The following is a 22,773-nucleotide window of genomic DNA, read 5'->3' as shown; positions in this document are numbered from 1 at the left end:
ATGATGCAGGACAACGAGACCCACATGACAGAGACTCCCACGCCGCGCGACGACACGTCCACGAGCGGCTCACAGACCCAGGGGCGCGCTCAAGAGTCCTCGCAAGGGCCTTTTGCGCCGACCCCGCCCGCGCAGGACACCCATGCCAGCACGAATCTCATGGCAGTGGCCGCCTTTGCCCTGAGCGTGCTCGGCTGCCTGCTCGCGCCTGCGGCACTCGGCGGCGTCGTGTGTGGCCACATTGCGCGCAGCCAGATCCGCCGCAGTGGCGAAGCCGGTGACAGCTGGGCCCTGGCCGGTCTGATTCTCGGCTATCTGCTGATCGCCCTGTCGCTGGCCGGCCTGCTGATGTTCGGCGGCATGATGCTGACCATGTTCGGCATCATGGCCTTCAGCACCTGACCTACGCCTGGGCACTCCCGCTTGAACGTGCAGCGCGCCTGCACGGATAATGCGTCGACATTGCTTCCCCGTGCCAGCGGGGCATGCCTGCCTCTCGCAGCGCCTGCCCTGCCAGCGATTCCGGTTCCCCCGAGCCGCCTTGATACTGAGCGAGCCTCGATGTTGTACTCGATTCTCGATAATGATTTCTACAAGTTCACCATGCAGAACGCCGTGGTGAAACTGTTTCCGTATGCGCGCGCTCGCTATGCCCTCATCAACCGTGGCGAGCATTCGTTCCCGCCGGGGTTCGGCGAGGCCTTGCGCATCGCGGTAGACAACATGGCCGAACTGGCATTGAGCGTGGAAGAGAAATCCTTCCTCGAGCTTCACTGCCCCTTCCTGGACCCGACCTACCGCGACTTCCTGGCGGGCTTCCGCTTCGATCCCTCCGAAATCACCATCACCCAGACCGGTGATGAGCTGGAAGTGCATATCGAAGGCTACTGGTATCGCACCATCCTGTGGGAAGTCCCGCTGATGGCGATGATCAGCGAGCTCTGGTATCAGCTGGGCGGAGATCAACGCGACAGCGATCAGGCCCTGCGCGACAGCACCCTGGCCAAGATCGAGCACTACAAGCGACTCGGCATCCGCGTGGCGGAATTCGGCACTCGTCGTCGGCACTCCTACGATGTGCACGACAAGGTGGTCGCGGGTCTCAAGGACCACGGCCGCGGCTGCTTCATCGGCACCAGCAACGTGCACATGGCGCAGCGCCACGGCATCAAGCCGATCGGCACGCACGCCCATGAGTGGTTCATGTTTCATGCCGCGCGCTTCGGCTTCAAGATGGCCAACATTCTGGCGCTGGAGAACTGGGTCAAGGTCTATCGCGGTGACCTGGGAATCGCCCTGTCTGACACCTTCACCAGCCAGGCCTTCTTCAAGAGCTTCGACAAGAAGTTCGCCAAGCTGTTTGACGGCGTGCGCCACGACAGTGGTGACCCCATCGACTTCGCCGAGACCACCATCCGTCACTATGAGTCGCTGGGCATCGACCCCAAGACCAAGACCATCGTGTTCTCCGATGGCCTGGACACCGACAAGGTCGATCGCATCGTGCGCTATTGCGCCGGGCGTATCGGCATGTCATTCGGCATCGGCACCAACTTCACCAATGATGTCGGCCCGCAACCGATGAACATGGTGATCAAGATGACCGAAGCTCGCCCCGAGGGTCAGGAGTGGGTGCCGGTGATCAAGCTGTCGGACGTCTCGAGCAAACACACCGGCGACCCCGACATGATTCGTCTGGCGCACCAGGTGCTGTCGCTCAAGGAGCTGGATTGAAGCGCGCGCTCAGCGATCGCTGAACGCCTTGCCATTGCCTCCTGCCAGAGACCTTGAAACAGGCTCATGAAATAGCTGCTGGAAAAGCCCCATGAAAAAGCCCGCCCGGAAACCTCCCGGGCGGGCTTTTTCATGTCGATCACCTTCAGCACCGGTGACGACGGCTCAGGTCTTGCAGCTCAGGCCTTGACGCATCAGGTCTTGACGCATCAGGTCTTGACGGATTTCTTCGGTGTCTTGAAGACCTCATTGAACAGATTGAGCATGACCTGCCAGGAAGCCGAATCCGCGGCCGCGTCATAGCCCAGCGGCAGATCGTACTTGGCCGCCTTGGCATCCGATTCCGGATTGGTGAAGGCGTGCTTGGCGCCCGGATACTGGATCAGCGTGGTGCGCGTCTCGAGAGACTGGAAGGTCGCGACCAGCTTGTCGAGATCCTCCTGCGGCACCAGCGTATCTGCCGCGCCATTCTGGATCACGACCCGGCCGGCAAACGGCTCGGGCTCCGTCACGGCAATCGACGGGCTGCCATGGAAGCTGACGACTGCCTTGAGCGGCGCTCCGGTCAGCGCCATGTTGAGCACCACGGCACCGCCGAAGCAGTAGCCGATCGCCGCCATGCGCTCGCCATCGACTTCCGGGCGTGAGCGCAGCACCGCCAACGCCGAATTGAAGCTGGATTCCGCCTTCGGCCAGTCACTCATCACCGCAGAGGAGAAGGCACCGGCTTCCTTGGGGTGCTCGGCCGTGCGCCCACCGCCATACATGTCGACGGCCATGACCACGTAGCCAAGTCCTGCCAGCTGCTCGGCGCGCTTGCGGGCATAGCTGTTCAAGCCCCACCACTCATGTACCAGCAGGATACCGGGGCGGCGCCCCTGCGCCTTGGCATCGCGTGCGATCAGGCCTACGTGCTCCTCACCATTGGCCCGATAGGTCACCGTCTCCGTCACCACCTGCGGCCCCTCGAGACGATTGACCAGCGGTGCATCCTCGGCGGCCATGGCCTGTCCGGCGGAAAATACCGACTGTGCAAACAACAGGGTGCCAGCGCACCAGCCACGTAACATTCGCATCGCCTACTCCTTGTATGACGTGATCCACTTGCATGACGCGATCCACAACCCGAGACACCGGCTGCAGGTGTGCCCGATTGATCACCAGTATTGGCTCAATTGTCCTCGCTCAAGGACTGCGATGCCAGCACCACCCGATCGCGACCGCTGCGCTTGGCACTGTAGAGCGCCATATCGGCACGGTGCAGGTAGCCATCCCGGGTCTCCCCCGGCAGCGGTGTCGCCACTCCCATGCTGATGGTGCAGCGCAGTGTCAGCGACTTGAAGCGCACCTCCAGCGCCGCGATCTGCTGTCGCAGGCGCTCGGCCATTCCGACACCGGTGGCGGTACCGGCATCGGTGAGCAGGACGGCAAACTCCTCGCCGCCCAGACGCGCAAAGCAGTCATCGCGCCGCAGCTGGGCACGACACGCCTCGCCAAGACTGATCAGCACCTGATCGCCCGCCGCATGGCCGTGAGTGTCATTGACGCGCTTGAAGTGGTCGATATCAAACAGGATCAACGCCATCTGCTCCCGCGATGACGAGCTCAGCAGGGTCTCGAGCGTGTCGAGGAAGCTGGCTCGCGTCATGGCGCCGGTCATGGCGTCCGTCATCGCCTCATGCTCACGCCGCTGTTCGACCAGCTTGCGCTCATGAATGTTGCGCGACACCGACAGCACGCGCTGATAACGCCCGGTGACGGGGTCCATCGAGGGCGTCGAGATCGACTCGAACCACAGCGTATGCCCAGCCTTGTGCTGAATTCTGAAGTCGATTCGAAATACCTCGCCGAGACAGGCGGCACGATGGACCTCCTGCGCGATGCGCAGCATGTCATCGGGATGGATCAGCTGCTTGATCTCCTGGCCGATGATCTCCTGCGGGCGATAGCCGCAGAGCTTTTCCACCGAGGGGCTGATGTACTGACAGATGCCGTGGGAGTCCTCGATGCTGACCAGATCGCTGACGGAGTTGAGGATGAAGCGATAGCGCTCCTCGCTCTGGCGCAGCTCATCCTCGATACGGTATCGAGCGGTGGCATCGTCACAATAGCCATTCCAGATCACGCCGCCCTCGGGGGAGTCGATCACCTGCGGCAGCCCGACACACGCCAGCCTGCACTCCTGACCATCCGGATGCTGATAGCGTATCTCCGCCTCCCAGGGCGATTGCTGCTGGGCACTGGTCTGCAGTGACATGAGCAGCTGCTCACGCTCGCGACCCGCGATGCGTGCCAGCAGCAGCATGGGGTCGTCGATGACGGCCTGCGGGTCGAGCCCCAGCACTTGCGAGGCGACCGGCGAGAGGTAGGTATAACGCAGCTCGCCCTCCTGGCTCAGGCGACACTGGAAGACGACGCCGCGCATCTGCTGGACAAGGTTGTCCAATTGGCGCCGATGCGCTTCGCGTTGGGTGACATCACTGAGCTTGCCGAGCACGGCGGTGACCTCTCCCTCAGGGGAGTAGCTCAGCTGCATGTCATCCTGGAGATAGCGCTTGCGCCCATCCACATGCACGAAGGCGTAACACAGACTCAGACGGCTATGGCGCTCCCGCACGGCCTCGCCGAAGCACTGCTGACAGATGGCCAGCTCCTCCGGCGCCAACCGGGCCTGCCAGAGACCCGGGCTTGCCATCAGCAGGTCATGCGAGAGCCCGGTGAGCGCCTCGCTGCCTGCCGACAGATACTCCAATTCCTCTGGCGGCCATTCACCAGCGGTCGCGTAGTGCGCGCCGGGCGTCTCATCCACCCGCCGCGCCAGACGCTGCTGTTGATCGATCACATGCTCGAGGCGTTGATGTACCTGGGTGATGTCGCGCGCCATCACGGCCACCTGACGCCCCTCGTCGGCGAGCGAGCGTCCCAGACTGACCATCTGCACGGACAACCTGGTTTCCCCCCGCGGCAGCGACAGGCTGATATCGCATTGCCAGGGTTCGGCTCTCTCGAGGGTACGCAGGACATGAGGGAGGTAGAGGTGCTCAAGCGAGAGGCGGGAATGCGCACAGGCCGCATCGTGATAGAGGTGCCAGGCCGGGTTGGCATGACTGATCACCAGGCTCTCATCCTTGAGCAGCAGGATCGCCATCGGGTCACGGCTGCGCACCATCATCAGACGATAGGCACGCGCCAGCTGCTGCTCCTGCTCATTGGCCTTGTCACGCTGCGTGATATCCGTCACACGCCCACACAGCGGATGCCCCACGCCGGAACTCCACAGACATTCCTCGAGCAACAACAGCTGCCCGCTGCGGTCGCGCATGCGATACGTCGTACGCTCGACCCGCCCCATCGAGGCGCGAAAGTCACTCAATCGCTGCCGGTCGGCGGTGATCACCAGCGAAAGCCAGAGCTCCGGCTGCTTGAGAAAATCCCGCACCGTATATCCCAGCAGGCGTTCCGCCGCTGCATTCATGGCAATCAGGCGCTGACCATCAGCACTGAGCGTGAACAACACATCTGCCACGACAGCATAATGATGCTGCAGCAAACGACTATCCGCGAATGATTCAGGCAACGTGAAACCCCTTCTCTGTCATGCGGTTTGCTCAAGAATGCCCTATCCATGGCGCTGGCAGCCAGCAGTACCCCCAACGCTTGGTTGCGCGAAGATCCGGGCAGATGACGGCATATGAACGATTGCGACCTTTGCCTATGCGTCTGACTATCTCCCTTATCGGCAGCGCTGGCGCAATGTTGTGGGCGAATATCACGCAAGCGGCACCGAAGGGAAAACCTCAGGATGCAAAAAGCCCGAAGCATAAGCTTCGGGCTTTTTTGAGAGCTCACCTTGGGCAGAGCTGGCCTTGATCAGACCTGGCCTTGAACAGAGCTGGCCTGGAACAGCTCTAGCCTTGCGCGGAACGCGGCATGGCATCGTCGATGAGCGCGGAGGACGGGGTGTCATGTGCGCCGCTGCGGCCGTCGTTGCTCTCGCCAGCCGGCTGGGCAGTAGCGCGCGGGGCCTTGCGCTTGTGACGCCGCGACTGCCTGCTGCCCTTGTCCTGCTGGGCGGAAGGCGCCTTGACCGGCAGGCGCGCCCGCAGGTGCTCGAGCAACGCGCGAAAATCATCCGGCTCCATGCCGATGCGCTCCGCTGCGGCACTTTCCTGCCATAGCACATAGATCGCCGGCTGCTCACGCCCCAGGTCCATACCCACGACCTTGCCCTCGCGCTGGGTACGCGGGTCGCGCAAGGTAGCACCGATCAATTCATGAGCTTCGCGGATGGCATCGTGCATCTGAGACAGCCTGCTGTGGAAGTCGAGATAACTGCCGGAGAGTGTGCGGCAGTGTGGCAATACCTTCCCTGAATTGCGCACAACAATGGATCACTCGCAGGCCATATGGCCGCCTGCATGATTTGACGTTGTCATGACCTGGCTCACCGATAGACGCAAGGCCAACAGGTGCGAAGTGTAACACACCGCCACAGTTTCGCTAATTTCACTCGACCGTGAATTACGATGACGACATGTTGACCACCTTTCTCGACGTATCAGCGCACGTTTCACACCACCTGACCCGACTCTGTCGCGATCGTGCTCAGAAAAGTTGCCATAAGGTCACGCCATTGACGCAAGGCAACGACACTTTGCGCCCTGGAGCACCTCCCGCACTTTCGTGGTGCGCAAAAAAAACCTCTCCCATTGGGAGAGGTTCAAAAATGGATGACGCGATGTCATTCCGAGCAGCATCGAAGCCGGTCTTGGCGCCAACCCTGACCGACCACCGATTCAAAGGGGACGAATGGCATTGCCTTGTCCGTGGAGCCTGAGCGCGACGCGAGAATCCTCGGGCCACTCGTCCTCACCTGTTGGGAGCCTGCCTCCTGTCTTGCCGACAGACTGACAGACTCCCGAATTCTTGCTGTCCCGCGCGGCCTTGTCGGTTGATCGATGAGGGATCAAAGGCCGCGCGGGACTCACCAAGCGCTTACTTGGCGGCTTGCATTGCCAGCGCAGTGTCGAGCATACGGTTGGAGAAGCCCCACTCGTTGTCGTACCACGCCATGACCTTGACCAGGCGATCTTCGCTGACGCGAGTGTGATTGCTGTCGAAGGTGGAAGAGTGTGCATCGTGGTTGAAGTCGATGGACACCAGCGGCAGCTCGTTGACGGCCAGCACGCTGGAGCCTTCGGCGGCCTTGGCCACGATGGCGTTGATCTCTTCGATGGAGGTATCACGCGACGCGGTGAAGGTCAGATCGACCAGCGACACGTTGATGACCGGCACGCGGATCGCCAGACCATCCAGCTTGCCGTTCAGTTCCGGCAGCACCAGACCCACCGCCGCGGCGGCACCGGTCTTGGTCGGGATCATGGAATGAGTCGCGCTGCGGGCACGGTACGGGTCGGAGTGGTAGACATCCGAGAGGTTCTGATCGTTGGTGTAGGCGTGAATGGTGGTCATCAGGCCGTTCTCGATGCCGACTTCATCATTCAGCGCCTTGGCGACCGGCGCCAGGCAGTTGGTGGTGCAGGACGCGTTGGAGACGACCTGATGCTCGGCCTTCAGCACATCTTCGTTGACGCCGAACACGACGGTCGCATCGGCATCGCCGCTCGGCGCGGAGATCAGCACACGCTTGGCGCCGGCTTCGATGTGCTTGGCAGCGGCAGCACGCTTGGTGAACAGACCGGTGCATTCCATCACCAGGTCGATGTCCAGGCTGGACCACGGCAGCTGGGCCGGGTCACGCTCGGCCAGGATGCGGATCTTGTCGTTACCGACGAACAGGTTCTCTTCGTCGTGCGAGACGGTCTCGGCGAAACGGCCGTGGACGGTATCGCGGCTCAGCAGGTGAGCGTTGAGCTTCGGATCACCCAGATCATTGATGGCGACGACCTGGATACGATCGTTGTACTGACCTTCATACAGCGCACGCAGCACGTTGCGACCGATGCGACCAAAACCATTGATGGCGACGCGTAATGTCATGACTCAACTCCTGTGGCGTATGGCGGGTGCAGGACCAGACCTGATCCAGGAACGAAAGCCTGCAATGCGTTCCGTGAAATTATCCTACACGCTTTTCCCATAATTTGGCCGAAAGTCGTCCAGTCTTCAAGCAGTTTTTTTGTTAAATTTACCGAATATTCCGAACAAAACCGTTTCTCGAGCGCCATGACGCGCTACTGTAGGCTACCCCGGTAACCGAACGACGCGACACGAGTGAGGCCAGAGGCTTTACACCGCCATCACCACTGGATAGCGTCGCCGGATAGCAGCACGCCCACACAGCGGGAAACGCTTTCTTTCGCCAGCCTCGGCGCCCTGCGCCGCCTGATACATGAGGTAAGAGCATGTCAGTCAACCAGACCGTAGAGCACGTGACCCAGCGCATCATCGACCGCTCCCGCGAACGCCGCGCCGCCTATGAGCAGTTGATGGAAAGCCAGCAGCGCCGCGGTGTACACCGCTCCGAGCTCTCCTGTGGCAACCTGGCGCACGGCTTTGCCGCCTGTGGCGAGACCGACAAGAATCGTCTCAAGCTGATGAACTCGGCCAACCTGGGCATTATTTCGTCATATAACGACATGTTGTCCGCCCACCAGCCGTTCGAGGACTATCCGCGCATCATCAAGGAAGCCGTACAGGCGATGGGCTCCACCGCCCAGTTCGCCGGCGGCGTGCCCGCGATGTGCGATGGCGTGACCCAGGGTCAGCCGGGCATGGAGCTGTCGCTGTTCTCCCGCGACCTGATCGCCATGGCCGCCGCTGTCGGCCTGTCGCACAACATGTTCGATGGCGCCCTGTTCCTCGGCGTGTGCGACAAGATCGTCCCGGGCCTGTTCATCGCCGCCGCACGCTTCGGCCACCTGCCGACGCTGTTCGTGCCGGCCGGCCCGATGCCCTCCGGCCTGCCCAACAACGAGAAGGCGCGTGTCCGTCAGCTGTTCGCCGAAGGCAAGGTCGGCCGCGATGCGCTGCTGGAAGCCGAGTCCGCGTCCTACCACAGCCCGGGCACCTGCACCTTCTATGGCACCGCCAACTCCAACCAGCTGATGGTCGAGCTGATGGGCCTGCACCTGCCGGGCGCGTCCTTCGTCAATCCGGGCACCCCGCTGCGCGAAGCCCTGACGCGTCACGCCGCCGAGCAGACCATCCGCAATAGTGAAGTCGGCGGCGACTACCGTCCCTTCTATCGCCAGATCGATGCCCGCGCCATCGTCAATGCCATGGTCGGCCTGCTGGCTTCCGGCGGCTCCACCAACCACACCCTGCACCTGGTCGCGATGGCCGGCGCTGCGGGCGTGACCATCACCTGGGATGACTTCACCGAGCTTTCCGCGGTGGTGCCGAGCCTGACGCGCATCTACCCGAACGGCCAGGCCGACATCAATCACTTCCAGGCGGCCGGCGGCATGAGCTTCCTGATCCGTGAACTGCTCAAGGCGGGTCTGCTCCACGACATCCCCACCCAGGACGGTGGCACCCTGGCCGGCTATGTCCGCGAGCCCTTCCTCGAGAACGGCAAGCTGGTCTGGAAGGACGGCCCCACCGACAGCCTCGACGAGGATGTGCTGCGCCCGGTGGCCAACCCGTTCGCCCCGACAGGCGGCCTGACCGTACTGGACGGCAACCTCGGCCGCGGCGTGATCAAGGTCTCTGCCGTCAAGGAAGAGCATCGTCTCGTCGAGGCACCGGTGAAGCTGTTTAGCGACCAGGATGAGATGAAGGCCTCCTTCGAAGCCGGTGAGCTGGAGCAGGACATGGTCGCCGTGGTGCGCTACCAGGGTCCGCGTGCCAACGGCATGCCGGAACTGCACAAGCTGACGCCCTACCTCGGCATCCTGCAGGACCGCGGCTTCAAGGTCGCACTGGTGACGGATGGCCGCATGTCTGGCGCCTCGGGCAAGGTCCCGGCCGCCATTCACATGACGCCGGAAGCGCTCGACGGCGGTCCGCTGGCACGCCTGCGCGAAGGCGACGTGGTCCGCCTGGATGCCAATGCCGGCACCCTCACGGCGCTGGTCGATGAAGCCGAATGGGCCGAGCGCGAGGCCGAGACCATCACTCGCGACAGCTATCATCACGGCCTTGGCCGCGAGCTGTTCTCCGGCATGCGTTCACTGGTCGGCGGTGCCGAGGAAGGCGCCTCCAGCTTTGCAGGCTACGGCGACCTGCCGGGCAGCGGCCACGACCTGATGTGATGGGCGCACCCTGTCACTCTCCTGAGGCACTGACGCAAAGGAAGGATGCCGGACGATGACCCGCGACACCTCCCATCGCCTTGCTCTGGTAGGCGATATCGGTGGCACCAATGCCCGGCTGGCACTTGTCCAGCCGGGCAGCCACACCCTGCAGCACATCCAGACGCTCGCCTGCGCCGAGCATGCCGGGCTTGAGGAGGCCATCCAGGCCTACTATCGGATGCTGGGCCTGTCAGAGGCCGAGCAACCCGTCGAGGCCTGCCTGGCCTTCGCCTGCCCCGTGCATGATGAACGCGTCAGCATGACCAACAATCACTGGACGTTTCTCAAGCGCGAGGTGCGCGAATCATTGGGGCTTGAGCGCTTCAAGTGCCTCAATGATTTCACCGCCATGGCGCTGGGCGTGCCACACATCGAGGCCAGCGAACGCCTGGCCATCGGTGAGGAGCTCACCGAAGGTAGTGGCGATGCGGCCTCGCCACGCCTGGTGATCGGCCCCGGCACTGGCCTGGGTGTCGCGGGACTGGTGCGCGGCACGCACAACTGGATTCCGCTCGCGACGGAGGGGGGGCATGCAAGCTTCGCCCCCACCGACGAGATCGAGGATGGCCTGCTTGGCATCTTCCGCCGTCGCCATGGTCGCGTCTCGGTGGAGCGCCTGCTGTGTGGCCAGGGCATGCTCGAGATCTATCAGGCCCTGGGCGAGCTGCGTCAGCAGGAATCACCGCTGGCATGCGCCGCTGACGTCAGCCAGGCAGCACATGAGCACCTGCATCACGATGAACCGCAGAATGCTCTCGCCTTTGATGCCGTGATGCGCTTCATGAAGATTCTTGGCGCGGTCGCCGGCGATGCAGCACTCACGCTGGGGGCGCGTGGCGGAGTCTATCTGTGCGGTGGCGTGCTGCCGCGCAACCTGGATCTGCTGATGCGCAGCGATTTCCGACACGCCTTCACCGACAAGAATCGTCTGAGCCGTTACAATGCCGCGATACCCACCTGGGTGGTGACCGCGCCGTGGACCGGCCTGCTGGGCGCCGCCGAGGCTCTGCACAATGAAGAGGTGGCATGATGCACCGCCACCTCCTGAACCATCGAGGTAGCTCGAGATGATCCCCGAAAGTCTGCGCGCACTGATCGCCGACACCGCTGGCCAACGCACTGTCGAATGGCAGGGCCGCTCGCTGTTGATCCTCAACCAGGAGTGGGGCGAGCTGGTGGTCTGCCACCAGGGGGCTCAGGTGCTGCACTATCAGCCGACGGGCGACTCTCCCTGGCTGTGGGTGACGGAAACGCCCGCCGCCCTGCCGGGCAGCATTCGCGGCGGCATTCCGCTGTGCTGGCCCTGGTTCGCGGATGAATTCCCCGAGGGCGAAAGCGAACTGCACGGCCCCGCTCGCAAGGCCGACTGGCGCATCGATGCGGTGGACGAGGAAGAGGAAGGCGTCGAGATCCATGCCTCACCGGTCTCAGCGCTGCACGCCGCCCTCTCTCCGCGCGTGGTGATCTTTGCCAGCCGCCGCTTCCTCAAGGTCGAGCTGATCACGGAAAACCGTGGCGAGGCCCCGATCAAGATGACCGGCGCGCTGCATACCTACTTCGCAGTGCCGAATGCCTTCGAGTGTCGCGTCACCGGTCTGGCCGGCGCCAGCTACCTGGACAAGCGCCAGGACTTTTCGCGCTTCGACCAGCAGGGCGAACTGGGCGTGCGCGGCCCGCTGGACCGCATCTACCAGACCAGCCAGATTCAGGTGCTCGAGGACGGCAAGCGTCAGCTGCGCATCGCCAAGCAGGGTTCTGACTCCACGGTGGTCTGGCATCCCGGGGACGCGCCGCCGGCCGACACCAGCGTCGAGAATGCGCGCAGCTTCCTATGTGTCGAGACCGCCTGCACGCGCCTCGATCCGGTCTGGCTGCCGCCGGGCGCTCAGCATCTGCTGGCTCAGCACATCTCACCGCTGAGCGGTGATGAGACGAGCGGCGAGTGAATGACAGCCGGCCACGCGGCTCACGGCGTGGCCGGCACCTTGCGCACCTTGTCGACCAACCGAGAGCGCCAAGCGCCTGAATCGTGTCATCGACACGACTCCCGGCTGACAGTGAGTCTCGCCTCACCTGCAAGCGTGCGTCGGGCCGCCACAGAATGCGACCCGCCCCGATGAACTTCAACAACCCATACGATGGACACTTCCATGCTGCAATTGACCCGTAGTGTTTCCTGGCAGGCGCTGACCCGGCTGGGCGAGGTGACCCGCAACGACCGCATCCGCGATTACTTCGCGGCGGATCCCAAGCGCTTCGAGAAGATGAGCCTGCGCGTCGGCGGCCTGTTTCTCGACTACTCCAAGCACCACATCTCCGATGAGGTGATGGAGGCGCTGGTCGAACTGGCTGAGCACTCTGCACTCGTTCAACGTCGCGCGCAGATGTTCTCCGGCGACATCATCAACGTCACCGAGAACCGCCCAGTACTGCACACCGCACTGCGCAGCCAGACCAACACGCCGGTCATCGTCGATGGCAAGGACGTGATGCCGGAAATCCACAAGACGCGCGAGCAGATCCGCGCCTTCTCGGAAGCCGTGCGCAGCGGTGAGTGGAAAGGCTACGACGGCCAGCGGATTCGTGACGTGGTCAACATCGGCATCGGCGGCTCTGATCTGGGCCCCAACATGGCCTGCCGTGCGCTGCTCAAGCATCGCCACCCGGAAATCAATTTCCACTTCGTCTCCAACGTCGATGGCAACCACATCCAGAAGGTGCTCAAGCGCCTGGATCCGGCCACCACGCTGTTCATCGTCTCCACCAAGACCTTCTCCACCCAGGAAACCCTGCTCAACGCCAAGACGGCGCGCCGCTGGTTCCTGGAGCACGCCGGTCAGGACGCCGACGTCGGTGCCCACTTCGTCGCGGCTTCCACCAACCGCAAGGCGGCCAAGGAATTCGGCATTCGCGAAGAGAACGTCTTCGAATTCTGGGCCTGGGTTGGCGGTCGCTACTCCATGTGGTCTTCCATCGGCCTGCCCATCGCCCTGTCCATCGGCTATGAAGGCTTCATGGAGCTGCTGGAAGGCGCCCATGAGATGGACCAGCACTTCATCAATGCGCCGATGGCCGAGAACATGCCGGTCCTGATGGCGCTGATCGGCATCTGGTACATCAACTTCATGGGCGCCGAGACCCAGGCCATCGTGCCTTACGACCAGGCCCTGCATCAGCTGCCCGCCTTCCTGCAGCAGCTGGACATGGAATCCAACGGCAAGTCAGTCGACATCTTCGGCCGTCCCGTGGACTACAAGACCGGCCCGATCGTCTGGGGCGAGACCGGCTCCAACGGTCAGCATGCCTTCTTCCAGCTGCTGCACCAGGGCACGCGCTACGTGCCCATCGACTTCATCGCCTCGCTGAAGCCGGAGCCGGGTACCGAAGAGCACCACTTCGCGCTGATCACCAACATGCTGGCGCAGGCCAACGCCTTCATGGAAGGCAGCCAGGATGGCAGCAACCTCGATCCGCACTACAATTGCCCGGGCAACCGCCCGTCGAGCACCCTGCTGCTGGATGAGATGACACCGCGCAATCTCGGCGCCCTGATCGCCCTCTACGAGCACAAGGTCTTCGTGCAGGGCGTGATCTGGAACATCAACTCCTTCGACCAGTGGGGCGTGCAGCTCGGCAAGCGCATCGCCGGGGAAATCAGCGCGCGTATCGATACCGACGTGAAGGCTTTCGATCCGTCCACCCAGGGCCTGCTGGCACTGGTCCGCGATCACTTCCCTGCCGGTGGCGCCACCCAAGCGGATGACAGCAACGACAAGCCGGGCAAGAAAGCCAAAGGCTCCACGACGACCACTCGCAAGGAAACCTCCTCCTGATGACTCCGGTAATCGCGTTCGGCGAAGCGCTCGTCGACATGCTCTCCAACAAGCTCGGCGGCCAGGCCGTCGAGCAGGAAACCTTCACGCCCTACGCGGGCGGCGCACCGGCCAACGTCGCGGTGGCCTGTGCCCGCCTCGGCCTGCCGAGTCACTTCGTCGGCATGCTGGGTCAGGACAGCTTCGGTGACTTCCTGCATGACGAACTGAGCGCTCATGGCGTGCAGATGGATCACGTCAAGCGCACCAGCCATGCGCGCACCGCACTCGCCTTCGTATCTCGTGATGAAGAGGGTGAACGCCGCTTCGACTTCTATCGTCCGCCGGCCGCCGACCTGCTGTTCCGTCCGGAGCACGCCGGACCTGAGCTGTTCGCGACTCCCGCCATCTTCCACCTGTGCAGCAACAGCCTGACCGACGCCGGCATCGCGGACACCAGCTTCGTGCTGGCGTCACGCGCACGTGCTGCAGGCTCTCTGGTCAGCGTGGATGCCAACCTGCGTCACAACCTGTGGCCGAACCAGCAGGTCGATGTGACCCTGGTCACGCGCCTGCTGGACAACGCCGACATCCTCAAGCTGTCCCAGGAAGAGGTCGAGGCACTGACCGGCAGTCAGCCGCAGACCGACTGGCTCGAAGCGCGCCTGAAAGCCGGTGTGCGCCTGATCGTGCTCACCGATGGCCCGGGCGTGATCCGTGCCCTGGTGCGCAAGCAGAGCGGCGACATCGAGACCGTCAGCATCACGCCGCCCACCGTCAAGGCGGTCGATACCACGGCCGGTGGCGATGCCTTCATCGGGGGCTTCCTGTCAGCCCTCAGCGAAGCCGGCATCAATGCCGACAACCTGAGCGACTGGTGCGAAGACGAGAGTCACCTCAACGCTGCACTGGAGCGTGCTGCGGCGTGCGGCGCCTTCGCCGTGACTCGCCCGGGTGCCTATGCTGCACTGCCCAAGCGTGAAGACCTCGACGCCATGAAATGATGGCCGGATAATAGCGCTGACCGGTTATCCGCCAGCGCCATCATTTCCCTGAGAGGCGCATGATAAAAGCCCCTTTGATCATCAGATCAAAGGGGCTTTTTCGTGACCATGACGCTCATGCTTGCGCATTGGCCACCCTCCCTTCATCGGACAGGGAGTCAGTCATCACAAAAGAGACAGACGTAAAAAAGCCGGCCCCGAGGGACCGGCTTTCGTTAGCTTGCTAGACGATTGAAGACGTCTTAGAAGCCGTAGTAGATGCCGACTGCAGCGCCGTCACCAGCATCGCCAGAACGATCGTACTGGGCGTATTCAATGTAGGTGTACATCGCGGAAGAGATGTTGTAAGTCACACCCAGGTTGAATTCGTTGAAGCTGTCGTCGCCGCCATTGTCAGCAGCCAGGTCAGATCCATCTTCTGCATCGACATACTGGTAGCCGCCGTAGACGTCGCCCATGCCGTAGCCGTAACGTGCACCGATACCGTAGTAGTCGACGTCAGCGTTTTCAGCGTCGGCAGCGAAGCGCTCAGCCTTCAGAGCAACACGCAGTGCATCGACGGTGTACTGTGCGGTCAGACCGTACTGCTCACCGATATCACCCTGGCTTGCACCAGTACCGTCATCCACGCCGTCGAACTGACCCAGATCGTCATACACGGCAGCGATGGAGAAACCACCGACGGTGTACTTACCACCGGCATAGAAGGATGCCTGGTTGGAATCGGTGACGTTCTCGTCTTCACCGTCGCCTTCGAAGTTGGAACCGACGGCGAACTGCATGCCGCCCATGACCGGAGACATGTACTGCAGCTTGTTGCCTTCACGAACAGAGCTGTCGCCAGAAATGTTACCGCTGGAGTCAGTCAGATCGAAGTATTCGTTGTTGGAGATCGGATCCTGGATCCAGTCATCCATCAGCTGATCCCAGGAACCGATACGCGCGTCACCGAAGGAGCCCTTGGCACCGACGTAGGACTGGTCGCCATCGTTCAGGCCGTTGCCGCCGCCCTTGGATTCGTCAGCGTCGTATTCCCACTCAGCCTTGAAGTAACCGACGATATCGTCGTTGATCTTGTGCTCGCCCTTGGCACCGAAGGTAGAGCCGTTGTCAGCCAGTTCGCTTTCCGGATCACCGCCGAGCTGGTCGACATAACCGTATGCCAGCTGAACGTTACCGTAGATGTCCAGCTTGGTACCGTCCTGGTTGTAGACAGTAGCAGCGGAAGCAGAAGTAGCAGCCAGGGCAGCAGCGCCGGCGATGGCAGTAGCCAGAAGTGTCTTTTTCATCGCGATAGTTCCTTAACTAGCGTTAACTGTTCGATCGTGTCTGCCGGTGGCAGTGACCAAGGTTCCGGGCGCTTGATGACGCCTCTAAAACTCTGTGGCCTAGTTATTATCCAATGCTCGCAGGGAAACCATATACCGGGCTTTCAGGATGTGCAACAGAAAAAAACACTGTTTTCGATCACCACTCCTGAACCTATCCATCGGTCGGTTGTCTGGCGTGAGCATACTCTAGGGCTCAAGAATGAAGGATTCATGACAACCATGCGTCTTGACGCGGATTCCTGCATCACCGAGCGCATCGCTGAGCGTTAATCCCGGATTCATTGTGGAAAAACATCGTTTGCGACAAAAGTCGCAGAACAAATACCCGTCAACTACTGTGCTTGTCTGATGCCAAGTTGTGGTTTCCTCTCAGCTTTATCTTCATGAAAGGCACCGTCCCTGTGCCAATGATTCATTCATGAGTCTGCTATCAATATCGGTCATCAGGCTTGGTCATCGAATCCAGTCAACAAGCCCTTCATAGAGCCATGTCTCCATTCTTGCCATCACACCTTGTCAGCAGGCAGTGATCCTCAACTGCTCAACCAGTTGGGCAGGAACAGCGAGATAGCCGGCACGTAGGTGATCAACACCAGGAACAGCAGCAACAGCGACAGCCACGGTAATGCTGCCCGAATGACCCAGGTCATCGGCTTGCCGGTGATCCCCGCCGTCACGAAGAGATTCAACCCCACGGGGGGTGTCAGCATGCCGATCTCCATGTTGACCACCATGATGATGCCGAGATGGATCGGATCGATCCCCAGCTGCGTCGCGATGGGGAACAGGATCGGCGCCATGATCAGCAGGATGGCCGAGGGCTCCATGAAGTTGCCCGCCGCCAGCAGCAGCAGATTCATCACGATCAGGAAGCCCCACGCCGGCAGTCCCCAGCCGATGATGGTTTCGGCGATGGTGTGCGGAATGCGCTCCGTGGTCAGTACATGCGCGAACAGCATCGCGTTGGCGATGATGAACAGCAGCATCATCGAGACGCGCGCGCCATCCAGTACCACCTTCTTGACCTCCTGATCGGTGAAGGACCCCAGAAGCCCGGCAGGCACCTGCCATAGCGCGCGCAACCCCGCACTCCCCCAGGCTTCGTTGCCCTTGCGCCACGGCACGTTCTTCAGCGGCCCCATGTCGCGATAGCCCACCACGGCGATGAACCAGGCATACACCGTGGCCACGGCCGCGGCTTCGGTGGGACTGGCCACGCCACCATAGATCGACCCCAGCACGATGAAGATCAACATCAGACCGCCCATGGCGATCAGGCCGGAGCGCGCAAGCACCCGTACGCCGGGGAAAGGCTGTGCTGGCAACTTCTTGATCCGCGCCGCGATATAGATGGCGACCATCAGGATACCGCCCATCAAAAGCCCCGGAATCAGGCCGGCCATGAACATCTTGGCCGCCGAGACTTCCGTGGCGGCGGAATACACCAGCATCACGATGGACGGCGGAATCAGGATACCCAGTGTCCCCGCATTGGTGATCACGCCCGCCGCGAAGGACTCGGTATAGCCCTGGCGCACCATGCCCGCGATCACGATGGAGCCGATTGCCGCCACCGTGGCCGGAGAGGAGCCGGACACGGCGGCAAACAGCATGCATGCCAATACGGAGGCCATCGCCAGCCCACCGCGCACGTGGCCGATGGCATCGGTGGCGAAGGTGATCAGGCGACGTGCCACGCCACCGGTCGAGAGAAAGGTGCTGGAGAGAATGAAGAACGGGATCGCCAGCAGGGTGTAGTGATGCGACAGGGCTTCGAACAGCTTGATCGCCACCGACCCCAGTGAGTCACTGGAAAACAGCAGGATCGTGGTGACACTCGAGAAGCCCAGCGCAAAGGCGATCGGCATGCCGAGAAAGATGCCGCCGAACAGCAGCGCAAACAGAGTGGCTATGGTCATCTTGGTGTTCCCTGGTCACTGTCACGGTCAGCATCGCCGTGGTCTTGGCCATCCGGCGCGTCCGACTGCACCAGATGCATGCTGTCCTCGCCTTCGTCATGAAAGCCGAAGCCACTGGCATCGCCACGAATCACCTTCCAGCCCAGTACCGCAAAGCGCAGCATCAGCAGCAACATGGCAATGGGCAGAATGGTGAGGGCGTACCACTTGGGAATCGCGATGTCCTCAAGCTCGATGCCGATCATCTTCATCAGCGAGAGATATTCATAACTGCCGACCAGTAGCATCACGCAGTACGCCATGCAGATCGCCAGCGCCAGCAAGGTCGCCACGCGCTGCCAGAGCATCGGCAGCATCTTGACCACGACATCCACGCCGATGTGCGCGCCCTGCTTGACGCCCCAGGACACGCCGATCAGCACGAACCAGCCCGCCAGATACAGCGTGGCCTCCTGTGACCAGCTGATGCCGGTATTGAAGACGAAGCGCAACACCACCTCGACGAAGACCAGCAGCACCATCGCTACCAGCAGCAGCGTGAACAGCGTCTCTTCCGCCTTGTGAAGCCATCGTAGTGCCATGGCAAAAATCCTCATGTCGCTCAAGGACACTTGCCCCACGCGAGATCGCCGATGTCGTGGCGTTCAAGATGGGGCAAGTGATGGATGGCCTGATGGCTTACTGGTTGGCAGCTTCCGCGGCGTCGACGATATCCTGACCGATGTCGTCGGCAAACTCGCCCCATACCGGCTTCATGGCGTCGACCCACTGCTGACGCTGGGCATCGTCGAGCGTGATGATCTCGCTCTGACCGGAATCAAGGATGGCCTGCTTGGCCTCCATGTTCTTGGCTTCGGAGAGCTGGTTGCCGTAGACGATGGCCTCATCGAGCGCCGACTTGACCTCGCCACGCACATCATCCGGCAGGCCATTCCAGAAGCGCGCCGAGGACACCACCATGTAATCCAGCACGCCGTGGTTGGATTCGGTGATGTACGGCTGCACCTCGAAGAACTTCTGGGAGTAGATGTTGGAATAGGTGTTCTCCTGACCGTCGATGGCCTTGGTCTGCAACAGGATGAAGACCTCGGAGAACGGCTTCTTCAGCGAGACGGCATCCACCGCGTCAAACTGGGCCTCGAGCACATCGGAGGTCATGATGCGGAATTTCTTGCCGTCGGCATCCTCCGGTGTCTTGAGCGGCGATGACGCGGACAGCTGCTTCATGCCGTTATGCAGATAACCGAGCCCCACCAGTCCCTTGGATTCCAGCGACGTCAGCAATGACTGGCCCGTCTCGCTGCTCTGGAAGCGTTCGACAGCGCCCATGTCCTTGAACAGGAAGGGCAGATCGAAGACCTGCAGCTGATCGGTATATTTCTGGAACTTGGACAGTGACGGCGCGGCCAGCTGCACATCGCCCAGCAGCATGGCTTCCAGCACCTTGTCGTCCCCGTACAGCTGCGAACTGGGGTAGAGCTCGACTTCCACCTTGTCGCCCAGACGCTCCTCTACCAGTTGCTGGAATTTCTTGCCCATCTGGCCCTTGGGGGTGTTTTCCGCCACCACATGGGAGAACTTGATGGTGATCGGGTCGGCCATGGCCGTCGCTGAGGCAAACAGGATGGCAGCACTCAGGGCGGTCAGGGCTGGCTTGATAAGGCGCATGGCGAATCCTCTTGAATTGCGGATATTGTTGGTCTTGTAGGGCATTCGATATCCCGTCTGCGCGGCTCCCTCACGAAGCCGCGCAGAGGTGCGGCGCGAGCAGGGATAGCCGAGACACTGCGAGCATTGCGCCACAGCCGCCAGATAGACGAGACAATCAAGACAATTCAATGAGTTGAAGACGCACAGTTCGCACACAACTCGCGCACAGGTGAGCCGAATTCCGCCAGCACTGGCGATCTGTGAGGAGTTGTGCGGATTTCCGCCCACCAACGACAAGGCCCCTGTGCGGGAATCCGCACAGGGGCCTTGTCTGTTAGCACCGATCATTGTCGACCGAGCGTCTTCCTCAGCTGTCACACCACCTGCCAGCACATTCTCAGGGACGGTGTTCAGGGACGGTGCTTGGTCATCAGCTCGCTGAGCTTGTGGCTGATGCGCTGATCGGTCGCCTGTTCTTCACGCGCCTTCTGCTGGCGCGTCAGCTCATCGAGCTGCTGACGGGCATGGCGTGCCTCATCTTCCGTCACGGCACCCACCGACTGACCCGAGAGGTCCACGCGCTGCGTGCCCGCCCGTACCGCCTTCAGATACCGCGGCAGATGGACATAACCCGCCAGCGCGCGCCGCACCAGCTTGTCATCCCAGGGCTCTTTTTCCAGCAGCTCGATATGGATGCCGATCTTCAGCGGCCGGGTATGGCCCTTGAAGAAGGTATCCGGATAGCGCTTGTACCACTGCTTGAGCAGCGCATGCGGAGAAGGCGCCGACTCAGGCTGAGAAGCCTGCTGTGCTTGCGGGGCCTCGCTCTGCTCGGCATCACTCTGCTGCGCTTCCTGCTCCTGCGGTACCTGAGCTTGCGGTGCCTGAGCCTCAGACGAATCAGCAGCCGTCGTTGTCTGCGCGTCAGCTGCCGGCTGACTCACGTTCAGGCGCTCTGAGGCCAGGCGTTCTGCCTGCGCCTCCTGCTGCGCTGCCAGACCCGCCTCCGCATTCGTGGAGGATTGCGGCGCAGAAGCCTGCTCAGCCTGCTCAACCAGTTCACGCAATTGCGCATCTCGCGCCAGCAACGCCTCATTCACTGCGCTTAACTGCGCCTGCTGCTCCTGCAATGTCTGGCGCGCCGCCGCGAGCTGCTCAGCGAGCTGCTCACGATCATGACGCTCTGCGGCCAGTGCACGCTCGGCTTCTGCCAGCGCATGCTGATGCGCATCGGCATCTGCCGTGGCTGCAGACGCTGCCTGCTGTTCCAGCTGGGCCAGCGCATCGCGCAGGCGGGCATTTTCCGACTCCAGGGCCGCACGGGCCTGGCGCTCTGTGTCACGCTGCTGTCGCTGTGTGTCGGCTTCATGTTCAAGCGCAGAATACAGCGCTTCGAGGCGATCCATCGTCAAGGCCTGAGCCTCCCTTGCACGCTATGGGCAGTTCCGTTTGGCACCAGTCTGTGTCAGTACCTGCTGACTGTAAAGGTCACGCCGGCCAGCCAGTGGCTCAGACGTCGCGGCGTTCGAAGCGCACGAAGTCATAAGCCGGCAGGCCCTCACCGCTCTCCCCCGGGACGCGCTGCGCTTCCTGCCAGCTTGCATCCAGCGCCGGGAAATGGGCATCGCCCTCGATCTCGACCGCAACCTCGGTGAGATAGAGGCGCGTCGCCACCGGCAGCGCCTGGGCGTAGATCTGACCGCCCCCGATCACCATGATCTCATCCACGCCTTCGATCATCGCGTGGTGGTCCGCCATGCTCAGCGCGGCGGCCAGGTCACTGCAGACCCGCACACCATCGTGGCTGAACTCGCTGTCACGCGTGACCACGATGTTGAGGCGGTTGGGCAGCGGCCTGCCGATGGAGGCGAAGGTCTTGCGTCCCATGATCACCGGCTTGCCCTGGGTGACATGCTTGAAGAACTTCAGGTCTTCCGGCAGATACCACGGCAACTGGTTGTCGACGCCGATCACGCGGTTGACCGACATGGCGGCAATCATCGCGACGGGCACGACGGTGTCAGCCGCCGCCGTCAGCGGAGAGAATTCATTATCGCTCATACAGCCACCTGCGCCTTGATATGCGGATGGGATTCATAGCCTTCGATGGCAATGTCATCGAAGGTGAAGTCGAACAGATCCGTGACTTCCGGATTCAACACCAGCTGCGGCAGCGCCAGCGGCTCACGCGTCAACTGCTCACGGGCCTGCTCGAGATGATTGCTGTAAAGGTGGGCATCGCCGAGGGTGTGGATGAACTCGCCCGGCTTGAGGCCACACACCTGCGCGACCATCTGGGTCAGCAACGCATAGCTTGCGATGTTGAACGGCACGCCGAGGAAGATGTCCGCGCTGCGCTGATAGAGCTGGCAGGACAGGCGACCATCGGCGACGTAGAACTGGAACAGTGCATGACAAGGCGGCAGCGCCATCTCGTCCACCAGCGCCGGGTTCCAGGCCGAGACCATCAGACGGCGCGAATCCGGGTTGGTCTTGATCTGCTCGATCAGCTGGCTGATCTGATCGACGGAACCGCCTTGCGGGTTCGGCCAGCTGCGCCACTGGTAACCGTATACCGGCCCGAGGTCGCCATTCTCATCGGCCCACTCGTCCCAGATACGCACGCCGTTTTCCTTCAGGTAGGCGATGTTGGTATCGCCCTTCAGGAACCACAACAGCTCGTGGATGATCGAGCGCAGGTGCAGCTTCTTGGTCGTGACCAGCGGAAAGCCTTCGGCCAGATCAAAGCGCATCTGGTGACCGAAGACACTCAGAGTGCCGGTGCCGGTGCGATCGCCCTTTTGTGTGCCGTTTTCCAGCACATGGCGCATCAGATCTAGATAGGGTTGCATGGTGGCAAGTCCGTACGGCGTGTCAGAGGCTGGCGCGGCGAGCGGTGCCGTGGATCGCCCTGCACCAGCCTCTTCATGAATTCGAATCGTTCAGTTGACGATATTTGACGCTGCCAGATACGCAAGAACGCGGCCCGATGGCCGCGTTCTTGCGTATCTGGCAGGGGGCCAGTTTACACCGAATGCCCCCTGTATTCACGCCTGCATTGCCCC

At 61.9% G+C, this 22,773-nt stretch carries 18 protein-coding genes; 7 read left to right on the top strand and 11 right to left on the bottom strand.

The annotated features are described in order from the left end of the window. Window positions 1–24: 24 nt before the first annotated feature. Both QD280_RS14985 and pncB read left to right on the top strand, forming a co-directional pair. Window positions 25–402, top strand: a complete 378-nt coding sequence (locus tag QD280_RS14985; RefSeq protein WP_279839865.1) for a DUF4190 domain-containing protein — start codon at window positions 25–27, stop codon at window positions 400–402. 159 nt (window positions 403–561) lie between these two features. Beyond that, window positions 562–1,734 carry a nicotinate phosphoribosyltransferase gene (gene pncB / locus QD280_RS14980; protein ID WP_279839864.1) on the top strand — a complete coding sequence of 391 codons (1,173 nt, stop codon included), beginning with the start codon at window positions 562–564 and terminating at the stop codon, window positions 1,732–1,734. A 209-nt stretch (window positions 1,735–1,943) separates the two neighbouring features. Here the strand turns inward: pncB and QD280_RS14975 are convergent, their stop codons facing one another. The 4 genes from QD280_RS14975 to gap form a co-directional block, all read right to left on the bottom strand. Continuing rightward, window positions 1,944–2,810: a dienelactone hydrolase family protein gene (locus QD280_RS14975; RefSeq protein WP_064503214.1), complete on the bottom strand. Its 867-nt coding sequence runs from the start codon at window positions 2,808–2,810 to the stop codon at window positions 1,944–1,946. 95 nt (window positions 2,811–2,905) lie between these two features. After that, complete coding sequence (locus QD280_RS14970) at window positions 2,906–5,260, bottom strand: PAS domain-containing protein (RefSeq protein ID WP_279839863.1); 2,355 nt, start codon at window positions 5,258–5,260, stop codon at window positions 2,906–2,908. Between the two features lie 382 nt (window positions 5,261–5,642). Beyond that, window positions 5,643–6,035 carry a hypothetical protein gene (locus QD280_RS14965; RefSeq protein ID WP_279839862.1) on the bottom strand — a complete coding sequence of 131 codons (393 nt, stop codon included), beginning with the start codon at window positions 6,033–6,035 and terminating at the stop codon, window positions 5,643–5,645. A 694-nt stretch (window positions 6,036–6,729) separates the two neighbouring features. After that, the gene (gap, locus tag QD280_RS14960) at window positions 6,730–7,734 is read right to left on the bottom strand and encodes a type I glyceraldehyde-3-phosphate dehydrogenase (protein ID WP_192837510.1); all 1,005 of its coding nucleotides are present in this window, start codon (window positions 7,732–7,734) and stop codon (window positions 6,730–6,732) included. Between the two features lie 365 nt (window positions 7,735–8,099). Here gap and edd point away from each other — a divergent pair, with 365 nt between their 5' ends. From edd to QD280_RS14935, 5 genes are all read left to right on the top strand, one after another. Then, entirely contained in the window at window positions 8,100–9,950 is a 1,851-nt protein-coding gene (gene edd / locus QD280_RS14955) for a phosphogluconate dehydratase (RefSeq protein WP_279839861.1), read from the top strand. A 55-nt stretch (window positions 9,951–10,005) separates the two neighbouring features. Further along, window positions 10,006–11,022, top strand: a complete 1,017-nt coding sequence (glk, locus tag QD280_RS14950; RefSeq protein ID WP_279839860.1) for a glucokinase — start codon at window positions 10,006–10,008, stop codon at window positions 11,020–11,022. A 37-nt stretch (window positions 11,023–11,059) separates the two neighbouring features. Beyond that, on the top strand, window positions 11,060–11,938 hold the full coding sequence (locus QD280_RS14945) for a D-hexose-6-phosphate mutarotase (protein WP_279839859.1): 879 nt from the start codon (window positions 11,060–11,062) through the stop codon (window positions 11,936–11,938). 204 nt (window positions 11,939–12,142) lie between these two features. Then, window positions 12,143–13,825 (top strand): glucose-6-phosphate isomerase, encoded by a 1,683-nt coding sequence (gene pgi / locus QD280_RS14940; RefSeq protein ID WP_279839858.1) that lies wholly within the window; start codon window positions 12,143–12,145, stop codon window positions 13,823–13,825. Beyond that, window positions 13,825–14,808 carry a carbohydrate kinase gene (locus tag QD280_RS14935; protein ID WP_054555573.1) on the top strand — a complete coding sequence of 328 codons (984 nt, stop codon included), beginning with the start codon at window positions 13,825–13,827 and terminating at the stop codon, window positions 14,806–14,808. The genes pgi and QD280_RS14935 overlap by 1 nt, the downstream gene beginning before the upstream one ends. A gap of 242 nt (window positions 14,809–15,050) precedes the next feature. On the opposite strand, the gene QD280_RS14930 is transcribed toward QD280_RS14935, so the two are convergent. The 7 genes from QD280_RS14930 to QD280_RS14900 form a co-directional block, all read right to left on the bottom strand. Continuing rightward, window positions 15,051–16,097, bottom strand: coding sequence for a porin (locus tag QD280_RS14930; protein WP_279839857.1), 1,047 nt, complete (start codon window positions 16,095–16,097; stop codon window positions 15,051–15,053). 575 nt (window positions 16,098–16,672) lie between these two features. Further along, window positions 16,673–18,058, bottom strand: a complete 1,386-nt coding sequence (locus QD280_RS14925; protein ID WP_043331424.1) for a TRAP transporter large permease subunit — start codon at window positions 18,056–18,058, stop codon at window positions 16,673–16,675. Continuing rightward, entirely contained in the window at window positions 18,055–18,639 is a 585-nt protein-coding gene (locus QD280_RS14920; protein WP_279839856.1) for a TRAP transporter small permease, read from the bottom strand. The genes QD280_RS14925 and QD280_RS14920 overlap by 4 nt, the downstream gene beginning before the upstream one ends. Window positions 18,640–18,736: 97 nt before the next feature. Then, window positions 18,737–19,726 carry a TRAP transporter substrate-binding protein gene (locus QD280_RS14915; RefSeq protein ID WP_192837504.1) on the bottom strand — a complete coding sequence of 330 codons (990 nt, stop codon included), beginning with the start codon at window positions 19,724–19,726 and terminating at the stop codon, window positions 18,737–18,739. Window positions 19,727–20,118: 392 nt separating this feature from the next. Then, complete coding sequence (locus QD280_RS14910; RefSeq protein WP_279839891.1) at window positions 20,119–21,114, bottom strand: ProQ/FINO family protein; 996 nt, start codon at window positions 21,112–21,114, stop codon at window positions 20,119–20,121. Window positions 21,115–21,217: 103 nt separating this feature from the next. After that, on the bottom strand, window positions 21,218–21,769 hold the full coding sequence (locus tag QD280_RS14905; protein ID WP_054555577.1) for a dihydrofolate reductase: 552 nt from the start codon (window positions 21,767–21,769) through the stop codon (window positions 21,218–21,220). Continuing rightward, window positions 21,766–22,560, bottom strand: coding sequence for a thymidylate synthase (locus QD280_RS14900; protein ID WP_043331428.1), 795 nt, complete (start codon window positions 22,558–22,560; stop codon window positions 21,766–21,768). The genes QD280_RS14905 and QD280_RS14900 overlap by 4 nt, the downstream gene beginning before the upstream one ends. Window positions 22,561–22,773: the final 213 nt, after the last annotated feature.

The organism is Cobetia sp. 1AS1, assembly GCF_029846435.1.
Classification (GTDB): Bacteria; Pseudomonadota; Gammaproteobacteria; order Pseudomonadales; family Halomonadaceae; genus Cobetia; species Cobetia amphilecti.
The sequence above is the reverse complement of the archived record's forward strand: the minus strand, read 5'-3'. Positions and strand labels throughout refer to the sequence as shown.